We start from the raw sequence: 25,140 nt of genomic DNA on the forward strand, positions 1-25,140 counted from the left end.
TATGATCACCTCCTTAAATTACCATGAAAAATGAAAAAACCGTAGAGAGACTCCCCCTACGGTGAAAAAAGGCACAAAAATACCGCAGGGGCACACTTCTCCCTGCGGTATGGGTATGCTAAATTACAAAAAACTTAAGCGATCCATTCCGAACTGGTCGAATGTGTGATTTTCATTTTTACTTTAGTTGTGGCTAATAATGACATCAATTTAACGATACGGATCATTTCATTCGACCTCCTTAAGAATTTTATGTTTACTTTGTAAGTATAGCTATATTTAAGGTGTTTGTAAACATCTTTTACTAAGATTTCCTGATTATTGAAGCGAGAGCCGTTTTTGATGTGACAGGTATAAGGGGAAATCCAAATCAAATTCTACTGGGGGATGGCTCCAAAATGAAAAAGCATTAGCAATTCACATTGAATAGGGTATCCCATACATTAATAAGAAGACTAAGTGATATGTATCGTCGGAGCTAAAAGTATGGACACGCACCAACATTTTTAATGTCAACGGACTACGAACAAGTTCGTTTAATCACAGCTCAATTTATCAGATGATGGAAGAAGCGGCAATACTAGTGGAATTGGAGTTACCCTAAACAGTATATGCAATATAAATCTTGCCAATCAAACAAATTCACTACATAATCGAATGCTTCCTATAATTTATCGTAAAAAAGGCGGTTATTCGTTTAAATAATGCTCATTATCGTTAATGTAGATTTATCCAATATTTATTAAATTTATTCATAAAGTGGGAATAATTTAAGTGGTTATGACTATATTTTGACAAAGGTTAAAAAATTGCCAAGGAGTATTTTTCCTTATATTTCAGTTAGTTGGTAGCAACATTAAGGAAATTCGGAAATTGAAAAAATTTATTCAGGAAGAATTGGCCGAAAAATGTGGACCGCAAACTTCATAATGGTTAGAGATTCGTTTCACACTTGCAGAGCTTATATTTGGTGAACCTAACCAAACAACTCTCACAATAGTCCTTATTCTTTGTGTGATACTTTTGTTCTTTATTATACGAAGCATATATAACAATATAAAAAATTATTGTAAATATTCTAGCAAATACAATAAAAACGGAATACTAGGTAAGTGTCTTTATTACTGTTACTGAACGCTACATTCATTAGGAGGAGCATTATTATGGAAGTATACTGGGTTAACGGACAATATCAAGAAGATGAACGGATTTTTGACTCTCAGTTTGAAGTTTATGAATGGACGGACTCATTATATCAAGATTTCTCCAACGGTTTTTTGAGAAAAGAAAATATTGGTTATGCAACTCCTGATGTAAAGGTAATTGATTGTTTAACGAAACTAATACCACAATGGGCGGGATACACAAATGTAAATGTTACAATGCATAGAGATAAGATTGAGGTAGACGGTAAAGATATGTATAGAATTTGGACATCTAGTAGATAAAGTTGTTCAACAAACGGGCGCAATTGTTGAACAACTTAGATATTGCTTAATAAGACTCTCTTTTGGTGAACTAATTTTCAGAAGAGAGTCTTTTAATTTATCATGGAATATGGGATTTATGAGATTTTCTAATTAAGTTTTCTACTAAAGCCACAAATTATTCTGATGGATATTCATACGTATTTAGGAGGATGCATACTCTATTCTTGCCACACGCTCATAGGGTCCCATGGCTTGATTCGATCGCCATATTTCCCGGATAAAAAAGCTTTCATGTCTTCCAGTTTTGTAGGAACCTCGTTCCAATTTGGAAGGGATGGCAACCCGCGTTTACTTTTTAAGAGAATATCCACCGTAACATACAAACGTTCTGGCTGAATCCAATGAAGGAAGCGAGAAATATCGATTTCCTTAGTCAGGGACAAGGAATCAATCTCGTCATTGTAATGTTTGTTGAACTCGCTTATCAAGTTCAAGAGGTAGTCTCTCTGTTCCTTCACGAAGTCCAGGCCACATATGGCACCATGTCCTGGAACAACGATTTCAGGTTTAATGTCATCAATAATGCGATCAAGTACTTTTATCCAGTTGAGGGTTCCTTCTTCACTGTATGCCGTACAGCCGTTAAACACGACATCGCCAGCGAACAGCACTTTTTCTTTTGGCATCCACAACAGCAAGTCACTGTCAGAGTGGGCCGGAGCTACATTGTAAATCATAACTTCCGTATCGCCAAGCCGTATGTTGATATCGTCCTTTATCTCAATATTCGGGTGCACCCATTCTACGCCCTCCAGGTCGAAGCCTTCAAATTCCGCTGCAAAGAACTGCTCTCCCTGAGTCGATTCCGGAGAATTCTTCCCTCTTTTGATGACGTTATCCATCCAGCCAATATTTTCAGTAAGACGCTCCCTGGCCGCTTCCTTGTGCATAATAATGCAGGCTTCTTCAAACACTTTGTTCCCCCAGGTATGGTCGCTGTTATAGTGCGAGTTCACTACATAGGCGGGAGAGCCGCCATTGCTTACTTCCTTAAAAGCATCTCGCATTTCTTGCGCATGGAACAGATCAAAGAACGTGTCATACACCAAGCCTTCACCTTTGTTGATAAACCCAGCATTGGCCCAACTAATGCCACGATACGGCGAAATACCAGCAAAGACGCCATCTGCGACTTCAAAAAATTTAACCCGAGGTTTTTGGATAATACTTCTATACTGCATAACAATTCTCCTTTGCATATATGTTTTTTTGAGTTAGTCACACTGACTACATCTTTATTATAGAGAATGGAAAATAAAAAGCAAGCGAGCACTTGCGTGCATTTACTCAATGTAATATGCTAATAACTGAACAACATCACACTACATGGATGGAGGCGCTACAAAGATGAAACTGGTAACCTATCACACTGAAACTTCGAAGGAATATTTTTTTGGGCTTGTCATTAACGAGGAATTTGTCGTGTCTTTTGCCGCAATCATGAAAAAGCAGGGGACATTCGTTGACAGTCTACAAAGTATGGACAGCTATCTACAACATTTGCCGGCAAGCCATACTGCCGCTAAGGAGCTGATGCAATACGCTGTTAGACAGCTGCATCAATTCAATGAAAATGAAATCTGTCCAATTACAGCAGTAAAATTGCTGCCACCTATTTTGAAACCGGCTGCACTTATTGATTTCGGGCTGACGCCAAGACATCTGAAAAACGCTGGCGTAAATCTGCTGCAAAGAGAATACACAGGAGCGGAAAGAGAAGAGTTTATACAAAAAATTGCGGAAAAATTCCAGCAAGAACCGAATAAAGTAACCTTCAGTTATTACAAATGTAACCATAATGCATTGATTGGAGATGGGGCTACAATCCATTGGCCTTCGTATTCTTCTTATCTGGATATCGAACCGGAGCTGGCCTTTGTTACAGGGAAGGGGAACTGTATTGCTGGTTATGTAATTTTTAACGACAGTACTGCTCGCGATGTGCAGTGGCCAGATTTTCAGGCGTTGACCGGACCAACGCGGTGCAAAGATTTTGATAACAGCAAAGGAATAGGACCATTTCTGGTTACACCGGATGAAATCGATAACCCGCTGGCACTGGATGTGGATGTACGAATCGGAGAGAGACTGCACTGGAAGGGAAGCACATCCGAGTATTCCGCGCACCCTGCGAAGGTGATGGAGGAGGTTCTCAAAGTTTTCACGCCGCTCCCGGGCACGATTATAGGAATGGGGACGATACCGGATTGCTGCGCAATCGAGACCGAGCAATGGCTGTTGCCCTCTGACCGAATCCGGATTACGTTCGATAAATTAGGAACGCTCACGCAATTGGTGCCTGATAATGTCAAGATTACGGAAGCAAGTCGCTGGGAAAGAAGAAGTGATTTACCTTAAATAAACGTTTACGAAGATGATGAACCCCCGAACCTATTGTGTATGAATAACTTGTTGTATAATAAGATTTAACATATGCAAAAGGAGTAATACAATGCATACTTCAGACAGAATTATCGAAGCCGCGACACGGCTCATAAAAAAGAATGGCTATCGGGGAGTAAGCACTAAAGCCATTGCAGCGGAAGCTACAGTCAATGAATCTACAATTTTCCGGAATTTTGGAAGCAAGCAAGGCATACTGGAAGCCATCATTGAAAGGCATTCGGATATCCCGCAATTTGAGAAGCTTCTAATGGAGGAAGCGACCGATAATCCGGAAGTTGATCTGCTGAATGTAAGCCAGCAGTACCGCTTGTTTTTCCATAAAAATACGGATATTATTTTGATTGGCATACGCGAAAAAGGAATATTTCCTGAATTAGACAGAGTGCTGGCTGAGCCGCCGGTGAAGCTGCACTCTTTGCTGGTTGAATATTTCGAACGACTACAGAGGAAAAAAGTCATACCGAGTCAGGATGCGCGCCTTGCCGCCATGTCTTTTCTCTCGACGTGCTACGGCTTTCAGATGAGCGAGCTGATTCACCAGCAATATCAGTCTCAATTCGTCACCGAGGAAGAGTTCTATAAGTACATTGTCTCATCGTTCGTAAAAGCTATATTGTCTTAGTCATAAAAAACCTGTAGCAGTTTATACGAATCTCTTATGGGTATGCTTCACTCGATGAAATAAAAAAAGGTATATTCCAATTAAGTGAAATTATTAAAATTCAATAGGTATAATATTTTAATTATCTAATGTATTAAAGAATTTTCTGAAGTCGAAATATATTTACATTATAAAAACTCATAAGACAAATTTTAACTTCTTTGGTTGAAAAACAGGGAAATGCACCATATCAATTCAACGTCGATAGTTAGTTTCATTGTAGAAATGAGGTGAATGTGTTAAGTAACAATAAAATCATAAAAATTATTAAAGTTATTTATTCAACAAAAGGGCCAATTAATGGAGTAACCTATTTTACGAAAATGGTTATAGTGAAGAGTTTGTGAGGTGTTGCACTTAAACTACCGTGGTATATAGCTACATCAGTTATAAAATGAAAAGAATTAAAGAAGTGAAAAAGCATACAGGGAACAGTTTACCCTTGAATGCTTTTTCACTTCTTTTATTTAGAGTGGATTTCCTGTATGCGTCCAACCTGTCCATCTGTTAGCCTAACTTTAATACCGTGGGGAAGGGTGCCTGATTTGTTAAAAATATCTTAAATGATATCTCTGGTAATTGTCCCTTTTTCCAACCTTTTTTAACAATATTAACAGCTTTTCCTGTTATATGTCTTTCCGATATTGTCCGTATATTAGACACCCATTTTTCTACGGGTATTGCTTGTTTTTTTCGTTTGCTGGCTTTTCATTTTTTTTGTTGAAAGGTCGTGATTCATTTTTCCTTGATTAGCAGAGGAACGGTTCTTTTTGTTTTCAAGCTGCTGTTTCACTGCCTCTTGCAGGCTGATCTTTTTTTGGGGTACTTCAGTTTGATTATTCTCGGTCATAGGAAATGCTCCTTTTTGAATATGTTATTTAGTCCAGTATAATCTATTTTTTATTATTTGTGAAACTTTCCCCTTTAACTTACAACAAGTGAAGACGCTTTTTTACTAACGGTGCAGTTTAATGGAATAATTAATATGGGATATTTCGGTAATTCAAGGGTGTAAAGGGGAAATCTAAATGGTTGAAAAAGAAATTTTCAAATTGGGTAAATATCTGTTGCAATTCAAAACATTAAATCATAATATAAGCATATAGTTATATATGTATCAGTTCACCTTTCTTTAACGAGGTGATTTATTTAAATCAAGATATAAGCAAATGATTATATAAGGAGTGCAGATAAATGGAAAACACACTAATTGAAAAACAACTAAAAGCAGCAGCTGATTTAAATCGTATTAAATTACTTGCATGCATGAAAAATGGGGAGGTATGTGTATGTGATTTTGTGGATGTGCTAGGAATATCGCAACCAGCAGTTAGTCAACATCTACGAAAATTGAAGGAGGCAGGCATTATTACGGAACGAAAAGTAGGGACTTGGAAACATTACCGTTTAGTAGAGGATCAAACACCACTGATGGAGGGTGTTTTAGAACAAATTCAACCTTTAAATTGGTGCAACTGTGGGACAGATTGCTGCCATGTAGGGGGAACTGATAATGAGTAATGAGTCTTTAACCAAACAACTTTCTTTTCTAGATCGTTACCTTACACTTTGGATATTTGTTGCAATGGGAATAGGCGTCTTATTAAGTATTTCGATGCCCAATATTGGTGAAGCATTAGAGTCCATGTCTATTGGCACAACGTCCATACCGATTGCTATAGGGTTAATTGTTATGATGTACCCACCATTAGCGAAAGTAAAGTATGAAGAAATGTGGCGAGTGTTTAAGGATTGGAAAGTGCTTTTGCTATCCCTTTTTCAAAACTGGTTACTCGGTCCGTTCTTAATGTTCTTTTTAGCTATCATCTTTCTGCACGATTATCCTGAATACATGGCTGGGCTCATTATGATCGGTTTAGCTCGATGTATTGCCATGGTGATTGTGTGGAATGATTTAGCGCGTGGGGACAGGGAATATGTAGCTGGGTTAGTTGCCTTTAACTCCATCTTTCAAATCGTGACGTATTCGATCTTTGCATACTTTTTCTTAAATGTATTACCGGGTTGGTTTGGTTTAGAGAATTTCCATGTATCCATTTCAATGTGGGAAATTACAAAGAGCGTACTTATTTTCTTAGGTATACCTTTTGCTGCAGGATTTCTCACACGTTGGATAGGGATTAAAGCCAAAGGTAAACAATGGTATGAGGAAAAGTTCTTACCGAAGATTTCACCACTGACTCTAATTGCACTGTTGTTCACGATTGTGATGATGTTTGCTTTAAAAGGTGAGCAATTAGTTGAACTACCACTTGATGTGGTCCGAATTGCGATCCCATTATTTATTTACTTTGTGGTGATGTTTGCTGTTTCATTCTTCTCTTCTCGTAAAGCAGGTGCATCTTATCCTGTCACAGCAGCTCTTTCTTTTACAGCTGCAAGTAACAACTTTGAACTAGCGATTGCTGTGTCAGTTGGGGTGTTTGGCCTGCATAGTGGAGTAGCATTCGCTGCTGTTATTGGTCCACTTGTAGAAGTACCTGTACTCATAGGACTTGTATGGGTTGCCTTACGTTGGCAGAAAAAATACTTTAAAACTATTAAATAGGGAACTATATTATGACACACACACTTTACTTCTTGTGTACTGGAACTCATACAGTAGTCAGGTGGCTAAAGGATAGGCAAATAAATTAATACCTACAAAATGGACAGTTAAAAGTGCAGGCATAGAAGCGCATGGAGTAAATACGAATGCCATTAAAGTAGTGGCAGAGGTAGAAATTGATACTTTAAATCATACATCAGATTTAATTGATTTTGAGATATTAAACAAAACCACACTAGTAGTTACCTTATGCGGGGTTCGAAGATCAAACGAAAGCAACTGGTACAGACGAAGAAAAATCGACTGTATTTCAAAATGCACCTGATGTAATAGGCAAACGAAATGAGCAATTTGTACCAGTAATACTGTCTGTTAGAAATTATTCAGACCATTGAATGGAGGATTAAAAATGACAGTAAGTCATACTAGACATATTAACTCAAGATACTCATTAAATCAGGCTAAAGAGTTTGCTTTTTATTTCTTCTATAAAGGAGAGATGGATCGTTTCGGGATTTGGATATGATTGCAATTTGAAAATGCTAGAAAAAATGATCAAATAATATGTGAAATTGAAATGTGTTAATTACATGCAAAGATTAAACGTCTAGCTACCTGCTAGACGTAAAAAATACATTTTATATAAGGAAATGCTTATATAAAGATGAAAGTGGAGAAGTGAATGATGAAAACACTAAAAATAATCAACCAAAATGAATCTTGTTGTCCTACTACTAAGGAAATTAAAGTACAGGAGAGTATTAATAACCCTAATAAGAATTTACCGATTGTCATAATGGGCGCAGGCCCCATTGGATTAGCTGCAGCTGCTCATTTAGTGGAACACAAGCAAGCCTTTATTTTATTAGAAGCTGGGCATGAAGTAGCGCACAATATTCATACTTGGGGGCATGTTACATTATTTTCACCATGGCGATATAACATCAATAAAGCTGCTAAGGCTTTATTAGATACCTCCTATTGGGAAGAACCTAATTTAGATACGTTACCGACAGGACATGAATTAATTGATCTATATTTAAAACCATTGTCTAATCTAATGCAAATAAAGCCTCACATTCAGTTGAACTCAAAAGTGGTAGGGATTTCACGACAATTGAATGATAAGATGAAGACAAAAAATCGTGTAGAACAGTCCTTTATTATTTATATTGAACAAGAGAATGACATCCGTGTGATTGAGGCGAGAGCTATTATTGATGCGACGGGTACATGGGGAAATCCCAACCCAGCAAATTCTACAGGTATATGGCTCCAAAATGAAAAAGCATTAGCAAATCACATTCAGTATGGTATCCCAGACATAAATATGAATACTAAGCGATATGCCAATAAGAAAATTGCAGTTATTGGTGGTGGCCATTCGGCTATTAATACCTTATTGGCACTTGCGGAATTACAAGAAGAGAATCCTGCAACAAAGCTAGTGTGGATTATGCGTAAAAAATCTGTTGAAGAAGCTTATGGTGGCGAAGAAAAAGATGCATTAGCAGCACGTGGCGCACTCGGTGTTCGCATTCACGAATTAGTAGATACTGGTAAGGTTGAAGTAATAACACCTTTCTATATCTCACAGGTGAAGAAAGATGAGAACATTCATATTGTAGGTATTATAAACGGAGAACAAAAAGTATTAACAGGTTTTGATGAGCTTATTGTAAATGCGGGAAATAGACCAGACCTATCAATTAACAGTGAATTACGCCTTTCGATTGATTCAGCAACTGAAAGTGTGCATGCATTAGCGCCATTAATTGATCCAAATGTGCATAGTTGTGGCACAGTAAGAGCGCATGGAGAAGAGATTCTACGCCAACCAGAAAAGAACTTCTATATAGTCGGAGCTAAAAGCTATGGACGCGCACCAACATTTTTAATGGCAACTGGCTACGAACAAGTTCGTTCAATAACGGCTTATTTATCTGATGATGAAGAAGCGTCAAAACGTGTGGAATTGGAATTACCTGAAACAGGTGTATGCGGTATAAATCTTGCCAATCAAACCAATTCATGTTGTTAAAAATTTGACTGTTAGCGAAAGCTAGCAGTCCTTTTAAAAACTAAGGAGAGAAATGGGATGGACACAAAGTTCTTGTCCATATACAACAACAACTCATGGGTAGTTTACAAAGGATAAAAAATTGATTTGGAATATTCCTCCTTATCAACTTTTTTATTATCATGAAATGATTTTGTGGGATAGTTTAGTCAAATTAGTTGGTAGCTACATAAAGAAAAAGATTTTGAGAGGTAATTGTTTTGTTTGCTCGATCACTTCAATGCTTGGATTATCAAAAACGTAATATCCATCTTCTTTATAGTCATTTTCCCAAAACAGTTGCATAGTATAACCTCTTTTCTTAATTAACTGCAAACTCTCTTAGCAAAGAAATTAAAACATGGTAAAATACAGATTGGTATATATTTGGTAAATGAAGTGATGAACTATATTCAAAAATCTAATGTAAGGAGCGAAAATACATATGGCGAGGAAGAGAAAAACGTTACCTAAAAATTTTAATGAACTAATTGAAGCAGGTGATATTACGGCATTACAAGAGGTATTTACAATGTGCGAGCTAGATGCATATGGTGGTTATAGTAAAACAACAGCCTTAAGCTTTTTCAATGTACCGGATGAATTGGTTCGCTGGCTCGTGGAACAGGGGGCAAATATAAATGCGAGAGACAATTACAAAAGATCGGCTTTACATAATCAAGCAATAAGCTGGCGGGGGAATATTGAATTACTTCTTGAGTTAGATGCAGATATAGAAGCCTTGGATTATCAAAACGAAACACCTTTATTTGCTGCGGCCTCTTTTTTTAAACCAAATGCGGTGCGCACATTGGTTTCTAAAGGAGCAAATATAAGCGCGGTAAATATGATGAATGAGACCCCTTTGGACAAAGCTTTAGCAGTATGTAGAAATATAAATATTGTTGATCTAGTGAAAGTATCTGAGATTTTTCTGAGCGCAGGTATAGCTGTAACGCCGGAAATGAAAAATTCTATTAAGCGAATTGGGAAAGACTTTGAATTTCACAGAGAAGGTTTTAATAAAGAATATTTGAACGAAACGGATGAGGCACTTTCCCGTCTTTATAAGCTATTTGATGTTCCACCAGTAGAGAAGCGAAAAACGCATGATGGTACGTCTCCAATAACAGTATGTACAAAGGGCTGGCAGGCTCAACATAATGAACTTTGGGATTTACTAATTCCTTCGCAAGGACATGCGCAAACTGTACAAGGAGAGGTTATTCGTATTACTGGTAAAGTCTCATACGAAATTTTAGATAACGGCGGCATCAACTGGGATAATGATTTTCGTAAAATGCTCAAAAGTTTGAACCATTACATTAGCTTAGGTACCCCATTACATCCTGCTGAACTTCAGGAGTCTATCATTTTAGTGAAAGAACTTCACAATGGTGATGGAGGTGAGGAACCTGCGAGACTATGCGAGTTGGCAGTGCAATGGGTACTTAACAATCCGAATCCGATTGTTTTAGAGCAGCCCGAATATAAGCGCTAACATAATTAATGAATCCAATAAGCATTTTTATAAACAATACCATCCCCCTTTCTAAGCACTCAACGCTAAGAAAAGGGGATAGTATGCCGTAAGTGTTGCAACATAAGTGGGTAGGTGAGAGACCTGCCTTTTTTGATACTATATCTTAACAAAGGATAAAAAGTTGATATGGAGTATTTCTCCTTTCAACTTTTTATTATCATGAAATTATTTTGTGGATGGTTTAGTCAAATTAGTTGGTAGCTACATCAAATTTAAATATCGATAATAAGTTGAGTATGATCTTGCAAAATCTAACAGAAGACAAAGTGAAACCGAAATACGGATAGTATTATATATGAGTTATTTAATACATACAAATATTGTAGGTATAAGGAAAAGCTGAAGTCTATAGTTGTAGAAAATCAATGAGGTATTCATCCTGTATTATGTAAAATATTATGTGCTGAGAGAGCGATCGAGATGGGCAAGGGTACGTATTGAATCTCGGTACGTTACATAACGTCAAGAGCAACCTTTCTTGGGAGCTTAACATTTTTTCTCATTATTTCGTTATGCTGATAATAAAGACCACTAGAGAATAGTTCTGTAGTTACATTTCAAAAATATATGAACCTAGCGTTAAAACCCAAGTAAAGAATTGCAAGCAATCCCAAACAGTTTTGGGGTTCAGTTCAACTTTGTTCAAAATGAGATTAATTTTTAGCAGTAAAATCAATTAAAGTATAGCTTTTTTGATCAATTTTTTTATTAAACTAACAAAAATACTTGCAACACCTATTATAGTACTGTACAGTACTAATTATGACAAAGGTAAAATTAATGAATCAAAAACGTGTGATTGAAGTAGCTGCAACATTATTTTTAGAAAAAGGGTTTGCTTATACAAGCATGGATGAATTAGTTCGTGTAAGTAAAGTTTCAAAGTCTAATGTGTATTATCACTTCTCTAATAAGGAAGAATTGTTAGAAGGGGTCGTTGATTATTGGATTGAAATGTATCAATCTGCAATTGATGATTTACTATCGCAAAACCAATTATTAGTTGAAGATCGTATCCAACTGTTTTTAAAGCAATTATCAAAAGGAGTTCAGACGAGAGAATATAATGGGAGCTGTCCATTTATTACGCTTTATATTCAAAGCCCTACAAATGCCACAAAAGTAAAAGAAAAAATAGGTCTTTTCTTTATAGGATTACAAACGAAAGTTTCTCTATTACTTAAACAAGGAGTAGAGAATGGTGAATTTAGAAAGACAATTAATATTGACGAGGTTGCATCTCTTTTTATTACAAATCTTGAAGGAGCGCTATTTATTTCAGAAACACTGAAGGATGCAACTGTAATCATGAAAACAGCAGATCATTTTTTTAACTTGCTTCGATAAAAGAAGCATTTTTTTTACATCAAATTAGTACTGAATAGTACTAAAAGGAGGATTTATATGAGAACAGTATTTTTAACAGGTGGAACAGGCTTTATTGGAAAGCAATTAGTGAAGGAATTAGCCAAAGAAGAGCATGTTACAATTCTTCTATTAGTGAGATCGAAAAGTAAAGCAACACGCATTTTTCAAGAAAAAGGCATCTTAAAAGAGGGAGTTATGCACTTTATTGAAGGTGATTTGACGAAAATAGACTTAGGTCTAAGTGCTGAAGATAAGGAGTTGGTATTGAAAACGGATGTGATTATTCACGCAGGTGGCCCCATGGATATTCAAGCGACAGGCAAGGAGGCAGCTTCCGTATTTTTGAATGGTGCCCAACATATTAGTGAATTTGCTAAAAATATTCATCAATTGAAGGGATTGCAACAATTTATTCATGTAGTAGGCTATATGAGTCCCTTTGATGATAAAAATAGCAAGATTGCGATAGATGTGTTTAAAGAAGGAAACAATTTTTTGAAAATAAAAAATCCATATGAGAAAACAAAGTTTTTAGCAGATCTTTATATCCGTCAGCAGGCATCAACAGTAGGTTATCCGCTTTCAGTAATTAATCCACCAACTGTAGTTGGTAGTAGTAAAACAGGGAGTACGGAGCAAACAGGAGGCTTAGGCTTGCTTGTGATGAGTATGCGAAAAGGGCTCATGCCAGTGATTCCTGGAGGTAAGGAATATAGATTACCACTTATTGCAAACGATGAACTAGCAAAGTTTATTGTGCAGGTTTTCAGATTGGAGCAACCAACTATACAAACATATACACTTGTTGAAGATAAAGAACAAGATCAAAATATTTCAGAATTATTAGATGCTATGTCAGAAAGTATGAATATGACTGCACCTAAAATTTCTGCCCCATTGCCATTTATGAAAGCACTTATGAATAGTGGCGTAAGCAAAATAACCCAAATTCCTGCTGATGGGCTGAACTTTATTACAAATCGAACTTTTTCAAATGGTTCAGCGAAAAAGATTATGGGAGAAGATTGGTTTAAGGAGACAAATGTAATGAAATTTTTTCCAGCCGTAGTAGCTGATCTGGATTATCGCATGATGTATAAAAATGGTCAGGACAGTCAATTATTTAAACGAACATTATGTAATAATACTACCATTTACCAATCACAAGGAGAGGGTAAACCGTTTATTTTATTACATGGTTTATTAAGTGATGGAGAGGATTTATTTCCTTTAGGGAAAGAGCTTCATGAAAAAACGGGTCGACCTGTATGGATCATGGACCTTCCAGGTTTGGGACGTTCTCCTTTTAAACGAGAGAAAAATCTTTTAAATATCTATTTGAATGTAGTGAAAAAGTTATTGGAGAAAGCTACTAATGGTGCCCATCTAATTGGCCATTCATTTGGTGCGTATATTCTTTTGGAAGCATTAGTACAAAAGTACATAGATAAGAAGTATACAATTACTTTACTTCAGCCACCTGTTGCTAAAAAAAATGCTAACTCGATAAATTTTCCTCAATTTATGAACAAATGGACATTGAAATTGGCTCCTACTAATTTGATAGAGCGTTATTTATTAAGTAATGGTTTATTTGAAAATACGGAGAGTATCCCTAAACATTATATTGAAAAAATAAATAAAAGTTTTACTTCTCCTAGAATTTTAAATACTACGGTTCAGCTTAACAGTTTACTTTTGAAAAACGTTCAAGCTGATTTCAATGAAGTAACAAAGTATAATCTTCGCATTATTTGGGGGAATTATGACAGAGGCTATTCTGCTCCTTCGCACCTGGGTAAGGTTGATTTTGTCCCATATGGTCATCATTTTCCTCTTAACCATCCGAGTGAAACAGCTAATTTGGTAATAAAATTGTAGCACTAGCAAATGAGAGTGTGGGACAAATAAAAAGCGTGGAGTAAGATCGTGCAAAAAAAAGATGAGATCTTGTCTCAAGTGTCCGAAACTATCTGACATTTAAGAAAAAGAACGTCAATTAATTTAAGTAACATCCAATAGTTTAATAGTAATCAGGAACAAAAAATAAAATTAATAAAGACACCTAGGATTAACTAGGTGTCTTGAATTCTGTCTAAATAATATAGACTTTAAATGTGTGAAAATCGCCTAATCTTAATGGATTTTTATGGTAAGACTATACTTAATTTTTTTGTGTGTATGGATGTTCTTATCTAAAATGAAAATAAATCAAGATATACGAGAGGGTGTCAGGAAGTCCATATACAGCTGAGATGAAAACTTTTCGTATCCAAGCCCTCCTCCACGCCAAATAATTTTAGTTTACATAATATAAATACCTTGGTCACTACTTTCTTATTATTAAAAGCTTCCTATAATTTATCGTTCAAAAGGGAATTATTCGTTTAAATAATACTAATTATCGTTTAATCTAGATTCTCCTTAAGACGAATAAAATATTCATCGTAACAATTAATTGCACTTCCAATTGTCAGACAATAATCTAATCTAAGCCAACAGATGCAGCAGAGAAGCGCTAGAAGAGTTAGGTGTAAAGGTAATAAGGGTCAAGGATTGTAACGCAGAAGTTAAATTTAATGGCAATCAATATTTTTTCATAGCGGAAATAATTGAAGTGGATTTTGGAACTGGGTCTTTATTCTTTATCTGAGAATAGAAATTATAAAAGGGGTCACTGAGTTAAACTGACCCTGAATGAGGGAAGATGTGACGGTCAACCAAAATCTGATTGACGAGATTTCTAATAAGGAGCTTGCTACTAAGGATTTGAATTAAAAAATAATAAGGTAGATTTTTTTTGTGACATTCGTGTAACAAACCGATATTACACTTGGTATGGAGGTGTGTTACATGAAAAAAATTCTATCAATCATGTTAATTGCTGCAATATTAACAAGCGTTCTTACGGGATGTAAGAAAGAAAAAATTAATACAGGTATAGAGAGTAAGCCACAAATAAATAATTTAGACTTTAACTTTAGTGTGGATCCTGAGACACTTGCGCTTGAGGTGGAATCCAATGGAATTACTGAGAAATTATCTGAACCATTGGGGAAAATGAAAGTTTCAAATTTAAAAGACAGTGGAGATAACATTAGCTGGACCTATTCAGAACAGGGAATTAAGGTGGATATCGAAAAAAAAGATAAGTATGTTGATGTAACCATAAAATCCAGCAAGGATGAAGACAACATGTTTGCATGGCCAAAAGTGAAAGGTGACGGATATATGCTCCCATTTAATCAAGGGAAGTATATTCCAAGCAATGATTCAATTTGGAAAAATTACTTAAGTGAAGAAAAAATGAAGGTAATTGAGGCTTTATCTATGCAATTTTTTGCAGTTGATAAAAGTGGGTATTCACTAGTATATATAATTAAAAACCCTTATAATAGTGAAATTGTTTATCATACAGAAAACGATATTGAGTTTACTTTTAATCATGAGTTTCCAACTATTAATAAAGAGAAGGAATATGGTTTCAGAATATATTTAACGAAAAAAAATCCAGTAGATGTTGCAAAAACCTATAAAAATTATTTGATTGAACAGGGGGACTTCAAAAGCTTGGCGGATAAGGCTAAAGAAAATAGTAATATCGAAAAGCTTTATGGAGCACCTCATGCTTATTTTTGGGACAGAACTGTGATTTCAGAAGAAAATATTAAATGGGCAAAGCTGAGAGACATTTTTCCCGAAAAACTGAAATTATGGATTCAGGGGCTATTAACTACTAATGTTGAGGATGGATCAGAGCTTTCATCAGCTTTTGAAGATTTAAAAAGCTTAGATTATGTAGATAAATACAATAAGAAAAGAATAATAAAATCCTTAAGTGCAGTAATGCAACTAAATGAATTCTATAATCCGGAAGTATTTACTGAAACAGATAAAGATACTCAGAGGCTGTTAAACAAAGGAATAGAAAAATTAAATCCCGTTGAATTAATTGACCTAAATAAGAGATTATTAAAAAGCATACTTGGAGATGTAGTTGACCCAATAAAGAAGTGGGCAGATGCTAATACTGTAGATGTGATAAAGGACATGAAGGATTCTGGGCTAGAACATATGTGGATCGGCTTGGATGATTGGCAGGAAGGATTCATTAAACCTGAGTTAGTAAAAGATGCAGAAGAATTCGGCTTTCTATTTGGTACCTATGATTCATATCATTCTATCCATGAACCAGGTAAAGAGAAGTGGGAAACTGCTAAGTTTAAGGATGCTTCACTTTACGAGAATGCAACTGTAACAAATAAAAATGGAGAAAAGATTGAAGGATTCCAAGGTTGCGGTAGAAAGTTGAATCCGACGCTTGCAATGCCTAGTGTAAAAGAAAGAGTAACTTCGATTTTAAATACCGGCTTAGCATTTAACTCATGGTTTTTAGACACAGATGGCACTGGAGAAATCTTCGATGACTATTCGCCAGAACATATTACTACTGAAAAGGAAGATATCCAGGCTAGGATTAAGAGAATGGAGTATCTGCAAAAAGAATGGGATATGGTAGTAGGCACTGAGGGCGGAAATGATTTTGCTAGCAAATCTATTGCCTTTGCACATGGAATAGAAACGCCATCATTTTCTTGGATGGACGAGGATATGGCAAAAAACAAACAAAGTGAGTATTACGTAGGGAGATACTATTCGAGTAATGGTGGAGTTCCCGAAATGTTTTCTAAACAAATACCACTAAAGGATAAGTACAAGAAGTTATTTTTGGATTCAAACTACACGATTCCATTGTATAAGTTGGTTTACAACGATTCAGTGATCACAACTCATTGGTGGGGATGGGGAACCTTAAAATTTAAAGACGAAATAACAAATAGAATGTTGTATGAGATACTTTATAATGTTCCTCCTTTATATCATATAGATAAACACGAGTGGGAAAAACATAAAGAAACAATTGTAAGGCATTCAAGGGTATGGTCATATTTTAGCAAAAAAGCAATAACGAAAGAAATGACAGATTTTAAAATTATATCAGATGATAGACTCGTTCAAATGACTGAATATGGTGAAGCATTAAGAGTAGTCGCAAATTTTTCAGAAGATGAATTTAACTATCAAGGCAAGACAATACCTGGAAAATCGGTGTTAATTATTGATGGAAATAGTAATACTATCTATTCACCGGAAAAATAAGCGTGAAATTCGCAATAGTATAACTGCTAATAATTTTCCTTGAGATAATCTTCAGAGAGGCTAAATCTGAACGCTAAGGAATAAGTTTACAAGAAGACATAGAAGTAGCTTATCCATTGTGGGGGTTCATTGAAAAAAGGATTAAAAAAGTAATATTTACGTATGCTGCAGTTAGCGTAAAAGTATTAGAAAAAAGGTGAAGTTTACGTTTTAAAAAGTACCCTATAAGATAGACACTTTCAAAGAGGTCATCTTATAGGGTATTTTTGTTTATGTTGTAGAAGAAACGCTGAAGTATGAACTTTCTCACAGCAAGAGCTTCGTTGGCTATTAGAACGACTATCAATTCAGCAGCCAAAGGCAATTGTGAAATCTGCGAAGGGTGTCTTTAAACCGGTCTATTATTAATGATGCCATTATCCATATATGAAACTGAAAGGAAATGTGGTAATCGATTTGACGAATGTTAATCCGAATTAAGAAGAGGTGGAGTCAGATTTATGCGGATACAACGATAAGGACAAACATACCCAAACCACGCTTTTTGGTGTATTTTTACTTCAACTTACGTGGCAGAATAATGAAAAATTAGTTAATATTAAAAATAAATATTTTTGTAAAGAAAAGGGGAGAAATTTATGTTTTCTAATGAAGAAAGAGAGTCTATTTATAAAGTTATTTATAATAGGAGAGATATTCGAAGTTTTTTATCAACTCCTATCCCTGAAAACATTATACAAAGAATATTAAATGCAGCTCATCATGCACCTTCAGTAGGATTTATGCAACCTTGGAACTTTATTTTGATTTCCACGGACGAAATTAAAGAAAAATTGGCTTGGGCAGCAGAAAAAGAAAGCAGAGCATTAGCTGTTCATTATGATGGGGAGAAAAAAATGAAATTCCTTGATTTAAAAATTGAGGGTTTAAAAGAAGCTCCTATAACTATTTGTGTTACATGTGACCCTACAAGAGGAGGTTCCCATGTATTAGGACGAAATTCCATTCCTGAAACAGATATATTATCAACAGCTTGTGCTATTCAAAATATGTGGTTAGCTGCTTGTGCTGAAGGACTTGGAATGGGGTGGGTAAGTTTTTATAAAAAGAATGATATTAGAGACATTTTAGAAATACCACCACACATCGATCCCATTGCTCTTATATCAATCGGTTATACTGAAAATTACCCAGAAAAACCCATTTTAGAGTTAGCTAATTGGGAAAAAAGGCGTTCTTTAGAACATCTTATTTTTGAAAATAAATGGGGACAAAACTAAAAACTTATTAATCTATCAGGGTGCGTTATGGGTAGTTTTGAATCACAAAAAAAGCTATTTCTTCCTTAAAGATTGTAAAGCAATGTACTTAAAGTAACGGAGGCTTTAGTGCTACAAGGATTTATAACTTATACATAAATAAACCTAATAACGTTCCCGAATCAGACTTTGGTGACTCTACGAAGAAAGCTTTCTAAACAACGTTTGGGAACTTGTTTAGAAATTATTTTACTGATATAGAAACAAAAAAGGAATAATGTTACAATCTGTAGGATTATATTAATATATGAGGTATTTTTTATGAAATTATTACTTAGATGAACTTAGTTTGTTGTTAAAGAATCACGATTCAAGTTCATAAGAAAATATATATTGAGATTCTAAAACGGGAATACTTGAAGAGTCGAACATACAAATTTGTATGTTCGACTCTTTTTACACATTATATAGAACCAATGGATAACTTTTTTTATATTGTTGAATTGACTGAGAAAAGATTACTAAAGGATTGAAAGTAGCGACAAGTAATAAATTTGATACTCTAATTTTTAAAAAGTATTTAAAAAAGGTGTTGATTATGATCTTGCAAAATCTAATAAAAGACAAAAGTGAAGCAGCCTAGGTTCATTTAAATAAATTTAAACAAGTGTTAATGAACACTTTAAGGAAAAAAATAAAAAGGGTCACTTGGGATAGGAGTGACCCTAAGTAACAAAATTCGGAGGTGTAAGGCTAAAATAGCTTTACTTTACTATCAATATGCGGTGATAGCGTAGTTTGTTTAGTTCATAGCCTGAGAAATAGATTTAAAAATAAAAATGCTCTGATATGATTCATAATTAACTTACCAAAATTTAAAGAATGACTTATTTTAATTTTTTATAAATTTAATCCAAATCTCTTTAATTCAATGAAAATACCTTCCAATTGTTTTCCTTTGTCTGTTAACGTATATTCCACACGAGGGGGAACCTCCGGGAATACCTTTTTATTCAATATCCCATGATCTTCTAGTGTCTTAAGACGGAGTGAAAGTGTTTTCGGGCTAATTCCATTCATTGATTTCAATAGGTCACTGAATCGCATTGTTCCTTCTATAAGCAGATCGCGAATAATTAAAAAAGTCCATTTAGTCCCAATCACGTCGAGCGTTTTAGCAATGGGGCAAGTCTCATCTGGTGCTCCTTTGGTTAATATTACTGGCTCAATAACACTCATATGAAACATCCTCCCGAAAAATTTTTTTGTTTAATTCACCTTATCATATCACAATAGTATACTTTCAGAAACTTTATGAAATAAATATCACTACTTCCATAAATGAAGTTACTATATTTATAATATCGTTGTACTTATAATTTCATCCCTTATTGAGGAGGTGACTAAAATTATTGCAAGAAATCAACGAAACAAACTACCGTTTGCTCTCATTGCTATATAAATCAATGCTTTGCTATTGAGACATAATCATGAGTATCTTCCGGATGAAGCAAACGATTTGAATTTTACCTTAAGTGCAGTAGGGTTATCAACTACACGCTAGGCAGTTTTTTTAGAAATCATATAATTGAAGGAGCTAGATAAAGATGAAAAATATACTTATAATTAACGGTCATCAGAAGTATAGTTCAGCAGAGGGGAATTTAAACCAAACATTGATGAACAAAATGGTCAGTTTTTTAAGTGAAAAAAACAATGTAAAAACAACAATTATTCAAAAAGGATATAAAATCGAAGAAGAACAACAAAAATTTATATGGGCTGATATTGTCATTTACCAAACACCTATCTATTGGTTCAGTGTCCCCGGCTTATTGAAGTCCTATATGGATGAAGTATATGCTTATGGTTTATTTTTTAGGGGTGCCGATCAGTATGGAAAAGGCGGGTTGTTGACTGAAAAGAAATATATGTTTTCGACTACCTGGAATGCTCCTGAAAAAGCATTTAACGATCCAAGTCAATTTTTTGAAGGGAGCAACCTAGAAGATGCATTAAGTCATTTACATCGTATACATAAATTTCTCGGAATGAAGCCTTTAAAGAGTTTCTCTTGTTATGATGTAGTCAAAAATCCGAAAGTTGAAAAGTTTGTATCTGAACTTGATTTACATCTGCAAGAGGTATTGAATTTTTAATCTATTAAGTAAACGTATAAGGGGAGAAAAACATGTTAAAAGATAAAAAAGTTGTAATTATCGGTGGAAGCTCTGGGATTGGTTTGGAATCAGCTAAACAGCTAATAGCTCATGGGGCAGAAGTAATCATTGCCAGCCGTTCCGAAGATAAATTACGGAATGCCAAAGAGCAGCTAGGAGATAGAGCAACGGCTTATACTCTAGATACAACGCAAGAACAGCAAGTTCAGTCTTTCTTTGAAAAGATCGGCCAGTTCGATCATCTTGTGGTAAGCGCGGCAGAAACATCCGGCGGGTCATTCCTCCAAACGGATACAGCCCAAGCCCGAAAACTATTTGAAAACAAATTCTGGGGACAATATTATGCAGCGAAATACGGTGCTTCGAAAATTTTACCAAACGGTTCAATCACTTTGTTCTCTGGGGTTGTAGCCTACAAGTCTATGGTTGGCTCAGCAATTCTAGGTGCAGTCAATGCGGCTATTTCGAATCTAGGCCAGACTTTGGCTTTAGAACTTGCTCCGATCCGAGTAAACATCGTTTCACCTGGAATAATTGATACACCTTCCCGTAGCAAAATGGCAGAAGAAGCACGTAATAACTTCTATAATGCAGTTGAAAACAAACTCCCTGTGAAACGAATAGGAAGAGCTGAAGATGTTGCACAAAGCGTACTATACTTGCTACAAAATGGTTTCGTGACTGGAACCGTTCTTCATGTAGAAGGCGGTCACATTTTAACTTAGGTGTTGGATTAACTCCAAGTACTTTTTTTGAATAATATCCAAAATCAAACGTGATTCGAGACACTAAAGAAACTGTAATACTTAATATTTCAAATGGAATCCCACTTAAATCAATAACTGTAATATTTGCTTCACTACCAGAACTGTATCCCATAAAAGTTCTTAGAGTTTCTTCAAATGATATATGATGAATTGCTTTACATTGAGAGAACGCTTGAAAAGCGCTTTGGTAGACCTCATGTGAAAATAAAATATGTACAAACGACGAAAAGAATATGAAATTGAAGGGAATTTTAGAAACTGCATAAATTTTTATGCAGTTTTTTCTTTACTTTCAAATAATTATTTTGTAAGATAAAGCCAAATTCAAAAGTGGCCAGACCACTTTTGAATTCATTCAGTAAGAGACGCCATCATCTGAAAATGGTGGATTTTGTTTCTTTTTAGTAGGTTTCCAAACACCTACTGAATGAAGATAAAGCCTTTGGATGCATTGTTTATCTGCGCGAAAGGAAAGCGACAGTAATAATTATTCCAAGGCGAATAGATTGACCGAGGAGTTGATCGTATGGATAAAAAAACCAAACAAAAGAAAGTGTTTTTAGATATCGTCCAACAATTACGACAACTTATTAAAATAGAAAAAATACAGGCTGGTGAAACGTCACCTTCCGAAAGAGTCCTTTCAGACGTCTAGGTGTCGGGCGATCCTCTGTGAGAGAGGCATTGCGAAGTTTAGAGTTATTAGGTCTTATTGAAACGAGACATGGGGAAGGTACGTTTCTAGCTTCTACAAAAGCATCAGCTCGTAGAAATATTGTCGATGTTTATATTAGAAGATGAAAAATCAAAAAGGATTTCGAATTAACGCGACAATTCATGAAAAGGAAGCCATTCGCATTATAAGTTGTACAGAAACTCTGCGAGCACTACCAGTGTGGGGCAGTTTTTTTGTAAAGCTAGAGATAGAAAGTACGATGAATTGTCGGGATGTTTTACGAGAAATAATCATCACGTAAGGAAATCGTCTTTCACTAAAAGTCTGGTTTCAGTTAGTAGTTTATGGCGATGACCGTTTAAATCGAAACTCAACAGAAGAAGAAAAATTAATCATTCAAACTATGTTGAAATCGATGCAGCTTGGCTATGAAAAAGAAGCATTTAAAGCTTACGAACAGTGGATGAATGCTGAACAAGGCATTTAGACAACAAAGGGGGAGTCAAACATGGCAATACGTAGCTTTTTTAGTAAAAAGAAAGAGGACGGACAGGAAAAGGGATTTCCAGAAGGACTTATGACAAAATGTCCAGAATGCCGTCACATTCAGTTAACAAAGGAATTAGAAAAAAATCATAAAGTGTGTACAAAATGCGACCATCATTTCAAAATGACTGCACAGGAGCGCGTAGCATATTTCTTAGATGAAGGTTCATTTGTTTCAATGGATGATCATTTACAAACAAGTAATCCACTTAATTTCCCTGATTATGTAGAAAAAATTTCAGTGGCTAAACAACAAACGGGATTAAGCGAAGCTGTACTGACTGGCGTAGGTACTCTTGATGGAGAAGAAATTGTTGTAGCCATTATGGATTCTCATTTCCGTATGGGCTCAATGGGCTCCGTTGTAGGAGAAAAAATCACACGTGCCGTTGAAAAAGCTATTGAATTACGTGTACCGGTTATTATCTTTACTGCTAGTGGTGGAGCGCGCATGCAAGAAGGTATTCTATCATTAATGCAAATGGTAAAAACGAGTGTGGCATTAAAACGTCATAGTGAAGAAGGACTATTATTTATTTCGATCATGACGCACCCTACTTACGGTGGCGTTTCAGCAAGCTTTGCTTCTGTTGGAGATATTAATATTGCGGAACCACAAGCATTGATTGGCTTTGCTGGTCGCCGTGTCATTGAAGAAACATTAAGAGAAAAATTACCAAGTGATTTCCAAAAATCAGAGTTTTTACTAGAGCATGGTCAGCTTGATGCAGTTTTCCATCGGAAGGATTTACGAAATCAAATAGTAATGCTTGTAAAAATGCATACAAAAGGCGGTGTGCAACATGTCTAAAAATTTAGCTTTTGAAGAACCAGTAATACAATTACGAGAAAAAATTGATGAATTAAAAACGATTGCTACAGAGGCAGATGTAGATATGACAAGCGAAATCGAAAAGCTTGAAACACGTCTAACACAGCTAGAACAATCTATTTATGCCAATATGAAGCCATGGGATCGTGTACAGGTTGCTAGACATCCAGAACGACCAACAACTTTACAATATATAGAAGCTATGTGTGAAAACTTTATTGAGTTACATGGAGATCGCACATTTGGTGATGATGCAGCTATTCTTGGAGGAATTGCTCTCTTTGAAGGACTGCCTGTAACAATTGTTGGACACCAGCGCGGAAAATCAACTAAAGAAAATATTCGGCGGAATTTTGGTATGCCACACCCTGAAGGATATCGTAAAGCATTACGCTTAATGAAGCAGGCTGAGAAATTTAAGCGCCCAATTATTTGTTTTATTGATACGAAAGGTGCCTATCCAGGAAAGGCAGCCGAGGAACGCGGCCCAAGTGAAGCCATTGCCAGAACTCTTGCTGAAATGGCGATTCTAACAGTACCAGTTATTAGTATTGTTATTGGGGAAGGCGGAAGTGGTGGTGCCATTGCATTAGGCGTAGCTAATCGAGTCTTTATGTTAGAAAACTCAACGTATTCGGTTATCTCGCCTGAAGGGGCTGCATCGATTTTATGGCGAGATGGTAGCCTAGGGAAGCAAGCTGCAGAAGCAATGCGTATAACAGCACCTGACTTAAAAGAGCTCGACGTTATTGATGGAATAATCCCTGAAATAACTGGTGGTGCACACCGCAATGTTCCGAAGCAAGCATCCTATATAAAAGAATGTATAAGCGTCACACTAAAAGCATTGAATTCTCTAAATGGCGAACAATTAATTGAGGATCGCTATGAGAAATTCAGAAAGATTGGACAATATACAGAAGCTTAAATTCATTTTTAGGTTTTTGGACATGTGAATTTGTTCGTAAAGAGATAAAAATTGTTTCTTAAATAAATTAATATCCTAATGATGGAAGAAAAAAGAGTTGTAGTTTGTAAAAAAGATTGATCATTTATAATTAAGTTCGATTATTTGTAATATAGTTTGATAAAAATAACTTCGCATTTAAATAAAACCCACGCATTTTGATCAAACTTTTTTCAAAATTCGTGGGTTTCTTCTATATTGAATAAACGATCTTCAACAATCGGGCAATTCGGTACTGCACCCCAAAAGTTAGGTGTCGAAACAAAAACTAAAAGGGTCACATAAAATTTTCGGAACGCCTATTTCTCCTTATACTATCGACTTAATAAATAAGTATTTATTATGGGTTTGCTTTTCAACATCAACTGTACAATGAAGAATATTTTCTTTACTTTAAGAAGCAAATAGGAGGTTTTTGTTTTAATGATCCTAATAAATATTGGATAAAGCGACGTACTTGGGTCTTGGTGATCTCATTTAAACAGGTTGAACAGCCATGGTCCGTTAAAAAGCTTAAGAAGAGCTGTAAATTGTATTCATAACTCGTAACCGTATTTTCCGAGTAATTTTTTTCAATCTCAATATACAATACAAATTCATCGATGGCTGCGTGTAGTTGCAAGTATAAAACCTCCAGATATCGTATTAAACAATAAT

The 25,140-nt window shown here is 35.5% G+C and carries 21 protein-coding genes and 2 pseudogenes; 18 read left to right on the plus strand and 5 right to left on the minus strand.

Going from position 1 to position 25,140, the window contains the following annotated elements; all coding sequences use genetic code 11:
* Positions 1-1,163 precede the first annotated feature (1,163 nt).
* Positions 1,164-1,448 carry a hypothetical protein gene (locus AC1Q6O_RS21250; RefSeq protein WP_008177533.1) on the plus strand — a complete coding sequence of 95 codons (285 nt, stop codon included), beginning with the start codon at positions 1,164-1,166 and terminating at the stop codon, positions 1,446-1,448.
* 200 nt (positions 1,449-1,648) lie between these two features.
* Here AC1Q6O_RS21250 and AC1Q6O_RS21255 read toward each other — a convergent pair whose 3' ends face one another.
* Positions 1,649-2,671, minus strand: coding sequence for an MBL fold metallo-hydrolase (locus AC1Q6O_RS21255; protein ID WP_043990343.1), 1,023 nt, complete (start codon positions 2,669-2,671; stop codon positions 1,649-1,651).
* A 166-nt stretch (positions 2,672-2,837) separates the two neighbouring features.
* Between AC1Q6O_RS21255 and AC1Q6O_RS21260 the strand changes: the two genes are divergently transcribed.
* Together AC1Q6O_RS21260 and AC1Q6O_RS21265 are read left to right on the plus strand one after the other, a co-directional pair.
* Positions 2,838-3,848: a fumarylacetoacetate hydrolase family protein gene (locus AC1Q6O_RS21260; protein ID WP_043990342.1), complete on the plus strand. Its 1,011-nt coding sequence runs from the start codon at positions 2,838-2,840 to the stop codon at positions 3,846-3,848.
* 94 nt (positions 3,849-3,942) lie between these two features.
* Positions 3,943-4,518: a TetR/AcrR family transcriptional regulator gene (locus AC1Q6O_RS21265; RefSeq protein WP_090001475.1), complete on the plus strand. Its 576-nt coding sequence runs from the start codon at positions 3,943-3,945 to the stop codon at positions 4,516-4,518.
* 502 nt (positions 4,519-5,020) lie between these two features.
* Here the strand turns inward: AC1Q6O_RS21265 and AC1Q6O_RS21270 are convergent.
* Positions 5,021-5,101, minus strand: a pseudogene (locus AC1Q6O_RS21270) (DUF2196 domain-containing protein); the annotation flags it as partial.
* A 111-nt stretch (positions 5,102-5,212) separates the two neighbouring features.
* Entirely contained in the window at positions 5,213-5,407 is a 195-nt protein-coding gene (locus AC1Q6O_RS21275) for a hypothetical protein (protein WP_008177524.1), read from the minus strand.
* Positions 5,408-5,751: 344 nt separating this feature from the next.
* Here AC1Q6O_RS21275 and AC1Q6O_RS21280 point away from each other — a divergent pair, with 344 nt between their 5' ends.
* The 9 genes and pseudogenes from AC1Q6O_RS21280 to bluB all read left to right on the plus strand — a co-directional run bounded on the left by AC1Q6O_RS21280 (position 5,752) and on the right by bluB (position 18,536).
* Positions 5,752-6,078 (plus strand): ArsR/SmtB family transcription factor, encoded by a 327-nt coding sequence (locus tag AC1Q6O_RS21280; protein WP_008177521.1) that lies wholly within the window; start codon positions 5,752-5,754, stop codon positions 6,076-6,078.
* On the plus strand, positions 6,071-7,126 hold the full coding sequence (gene arsB / locus AC1Q6O_RS21285) for an ACR3 family arsenite efflux transporter (RefSeq protein WP_008177518.1): 1,056 nt from the start codon (positions 6,071-6,073) through the stop codon (positions 7,124-7,126). The genes AC1Q6O_RS21280 and arsB overlap by 8 nt, the downstream gene beginning before the upstream one ends.
* An 11-nt stretch (positions 7,127-7,137) precedes the next feature.
* Positions 7,138-7,521 (plus strand): annotated as a pseudogene (locus AC1Q6O_RS21290) (arsenate reductase/protein-tyrosine-phosphatase family protein).
* A 290-nt stretch (positions 7,522-7,811) separates the two neighbouring features.
* Complete coding sequence (locus AC1Q6O_RS21295; protein WP_492402178.1) at positions 7,812-9,167, plus strand: NAD(P)-binding domain-containing protein; 1,356 nt, start codon at positions 7,812-7,814, stop codon at positions 9,165-9,167.
* Between the two features lie 463 nt (positions 9,168-9,630).
* Positions 9,631-10,686 carry an ankyrin repeat domain-containing protein gene (locus AC1Q6O_RS21300; protein ID WP_090001469.1) on the plus strand — a complete coding sequence of 352 codons (1,056 nt, stop codon included), beginning with the start codon at positions 9,631-9,633 and terminating at the stop codon, positions 10,684-10,686.
* Positions 10,687-11,508: 822 nt separating this feature from the next.
* A complete protein-coding gene (locus tag AC1Q6O_RS21305; RefSeq protein ID WP_492402180.1) occupies positions 11,509-12,075 on the plus strand; it encodes a TetR/AcrR family transcriptional regulator in 567 nt (188 codons plus the stop codon).
* A 57-nt stretch (positions 12,076-12,132) separates the two neighbouring features.
* Positions 12,133-13,977: an alpha/beta fold hydrolase gene (locus tag AC1Q6O_RS21310; protein ID WP_492402155.1), complete on the plus strand. Its 1,845-nt coding sequence runs from the start codon at positions 12,133-12,135 to the stop codon at positions 13,975-13,977.
* Between the two features lie 972 nt (positions 13,978-14,949).
* On the plus strand, positions 14,950-17,256 hold the full coding sequence (locus AC1Q6O_RS21315) for a glycoside hydrolase (RefSeq protein WP_492402157.1): 2,307 nt from the start codon (positions 14,950-14,952) through the stop codon (positions 17,254-17,256).
* 638 nt (positions 17,257-17,894) lie between these two features.
* Complete coding sequence (bluB, locus tag AC1Q6O_RS21320; protein ID WP_008177504.1) at positions 17,895-18,536, plus strand: 5,6-dimethylbenzimidazole synthase; 642 nt, start codon at positions 17,895-17,897, stop codon at positions 18,534-18,536.
* Positions 18,537-19,415: 879 nt separating this feature from the next.
* Here bluB and AC1Q6O_RS21325 read toward each other — a convergent pair.
* Positions 19,416-19,754 carry a winged helix-turn-helix transcriptional regulator gene (locus tag AC1Q6O_RS21325; RefSeq protein ID WP_008177502.1) on the minus strand — a complete coding sequence of 113 codons (339 nt, stop codon included), beginning with the start codon at positions 19,752-19,754 and terminating at the stop codon, positions 19,416-19,418.
* A gap of 368 nt (positions 19,755-20,122) precedes the next feature.
* Here AC1Q6O_RS21325 and AC1Q6O_RS21330 point away from each other — a divergent pair, with 368 nt between their 5' ends.
* The 6 genes from AC1Q6O_RS21330 to AC1Q6O_RS21355 all read left to right on the plus strand — a co-directional run bounded on the left by AC1Q6O_RS21330 (position 20,123) and on the right by AC1Q6O_RS21355 (position 24,444).
* Positions 20,123-20,674 (plus strand): NAD(P)H-dependent oxidoreductase, encoded by a 552-nt coding sequence (locus AC1Q6O_RS21330; protein WP_008177500.1) that lies wholly within the window; start codon positions 20,123-20,125, stop codon positions 20,672-20,674.
* Positions 20,675-20,706: 32 nt separating this feature from the next.
* Positions 20,707-21,420 (plus strand): SDR family oxidoreductase, encoded by a 714-nt coding sequence (locus AC1Q6O_RS21335; RefSeq protein WP_008177498.1) that lies wholly within the window; start codon positions 20,707-20,709, stop codon positions 21,418-21,420.
* Positions 21,421-21,988: 568 nt separating this feature from the next.
* A complete protein-coding gene (locus tag AC1Q6O_RS21340; protein ID WP_008177496.1) occupies positions 21,989-22,117 on the plus strand; it encodes a hypothetical protein in 129 nt (42 codons plus the stop codon).
* A 17-nt stretch (positions 22,118-22,134) separates the two neighbouring features.
* Positions 22,135-22,263 (plus strand): hypothetical protein, encoded by a 129-nt coding sequence (locus AC1Q6O_RS21345; RefSeq protein WP_008177494.1) that lies wholly within the window; start codon positions 22,135-22,137, stop codon positions 22,261-22,263.
* Between the two features lie 383 nt (positions 22,264-22,646).
* Positions 22,647-23,495 (plus strand): acetyl-CoA carboxylase, carboxyltransferase subunit beta, encoded by an 849-nt coding sequence (gene accD, locus AC1Q6O_RS21350; RefSeq protein WP_089986506.1) that lies wholly within the window; start codon positions 22,647-22,649, stop codon positions 23,493-23,495.
* Complete coding sequence (locus AC1Q6O_RS21355; RefSeq protein WP_090001455.1) at positions 23,488-24,444, plus strand: acetyl-CoA carboxylase carboxyltransferase subunit alpha; 957 nt, start codon at positions 23,488-23,490, stop codon at positions 24,442-24,444. The genes accD and AC1Q6O_RS21355 overlap by 8 nt, the downstream gene beginning before the upstream one ends.
* 427 nt (positions 24,445-24,871) lie before the next feature.
* Here AC1Q6O_RS21355 and AC1Q6O_RS21360 read toward each other — a convergent pair whose 3' ends face one another.
* Positions 24,872-25,105, minus strand: coding sequence for a site-specific integrase (locus AC1Q6O_RS21360; RefSeq protein ID WP_043990338.1), 234 nt, complete (start codon positions 25,103-25,105; stop codon positions 24,872-24,874).
* Positions 25,106-25,140: the final 35 nt, after the last annotated feature.

The sequence above is a fragment of the Lysinibacillus sp. GW823-FHT06C08 genome (assembly GCF_058795135.1).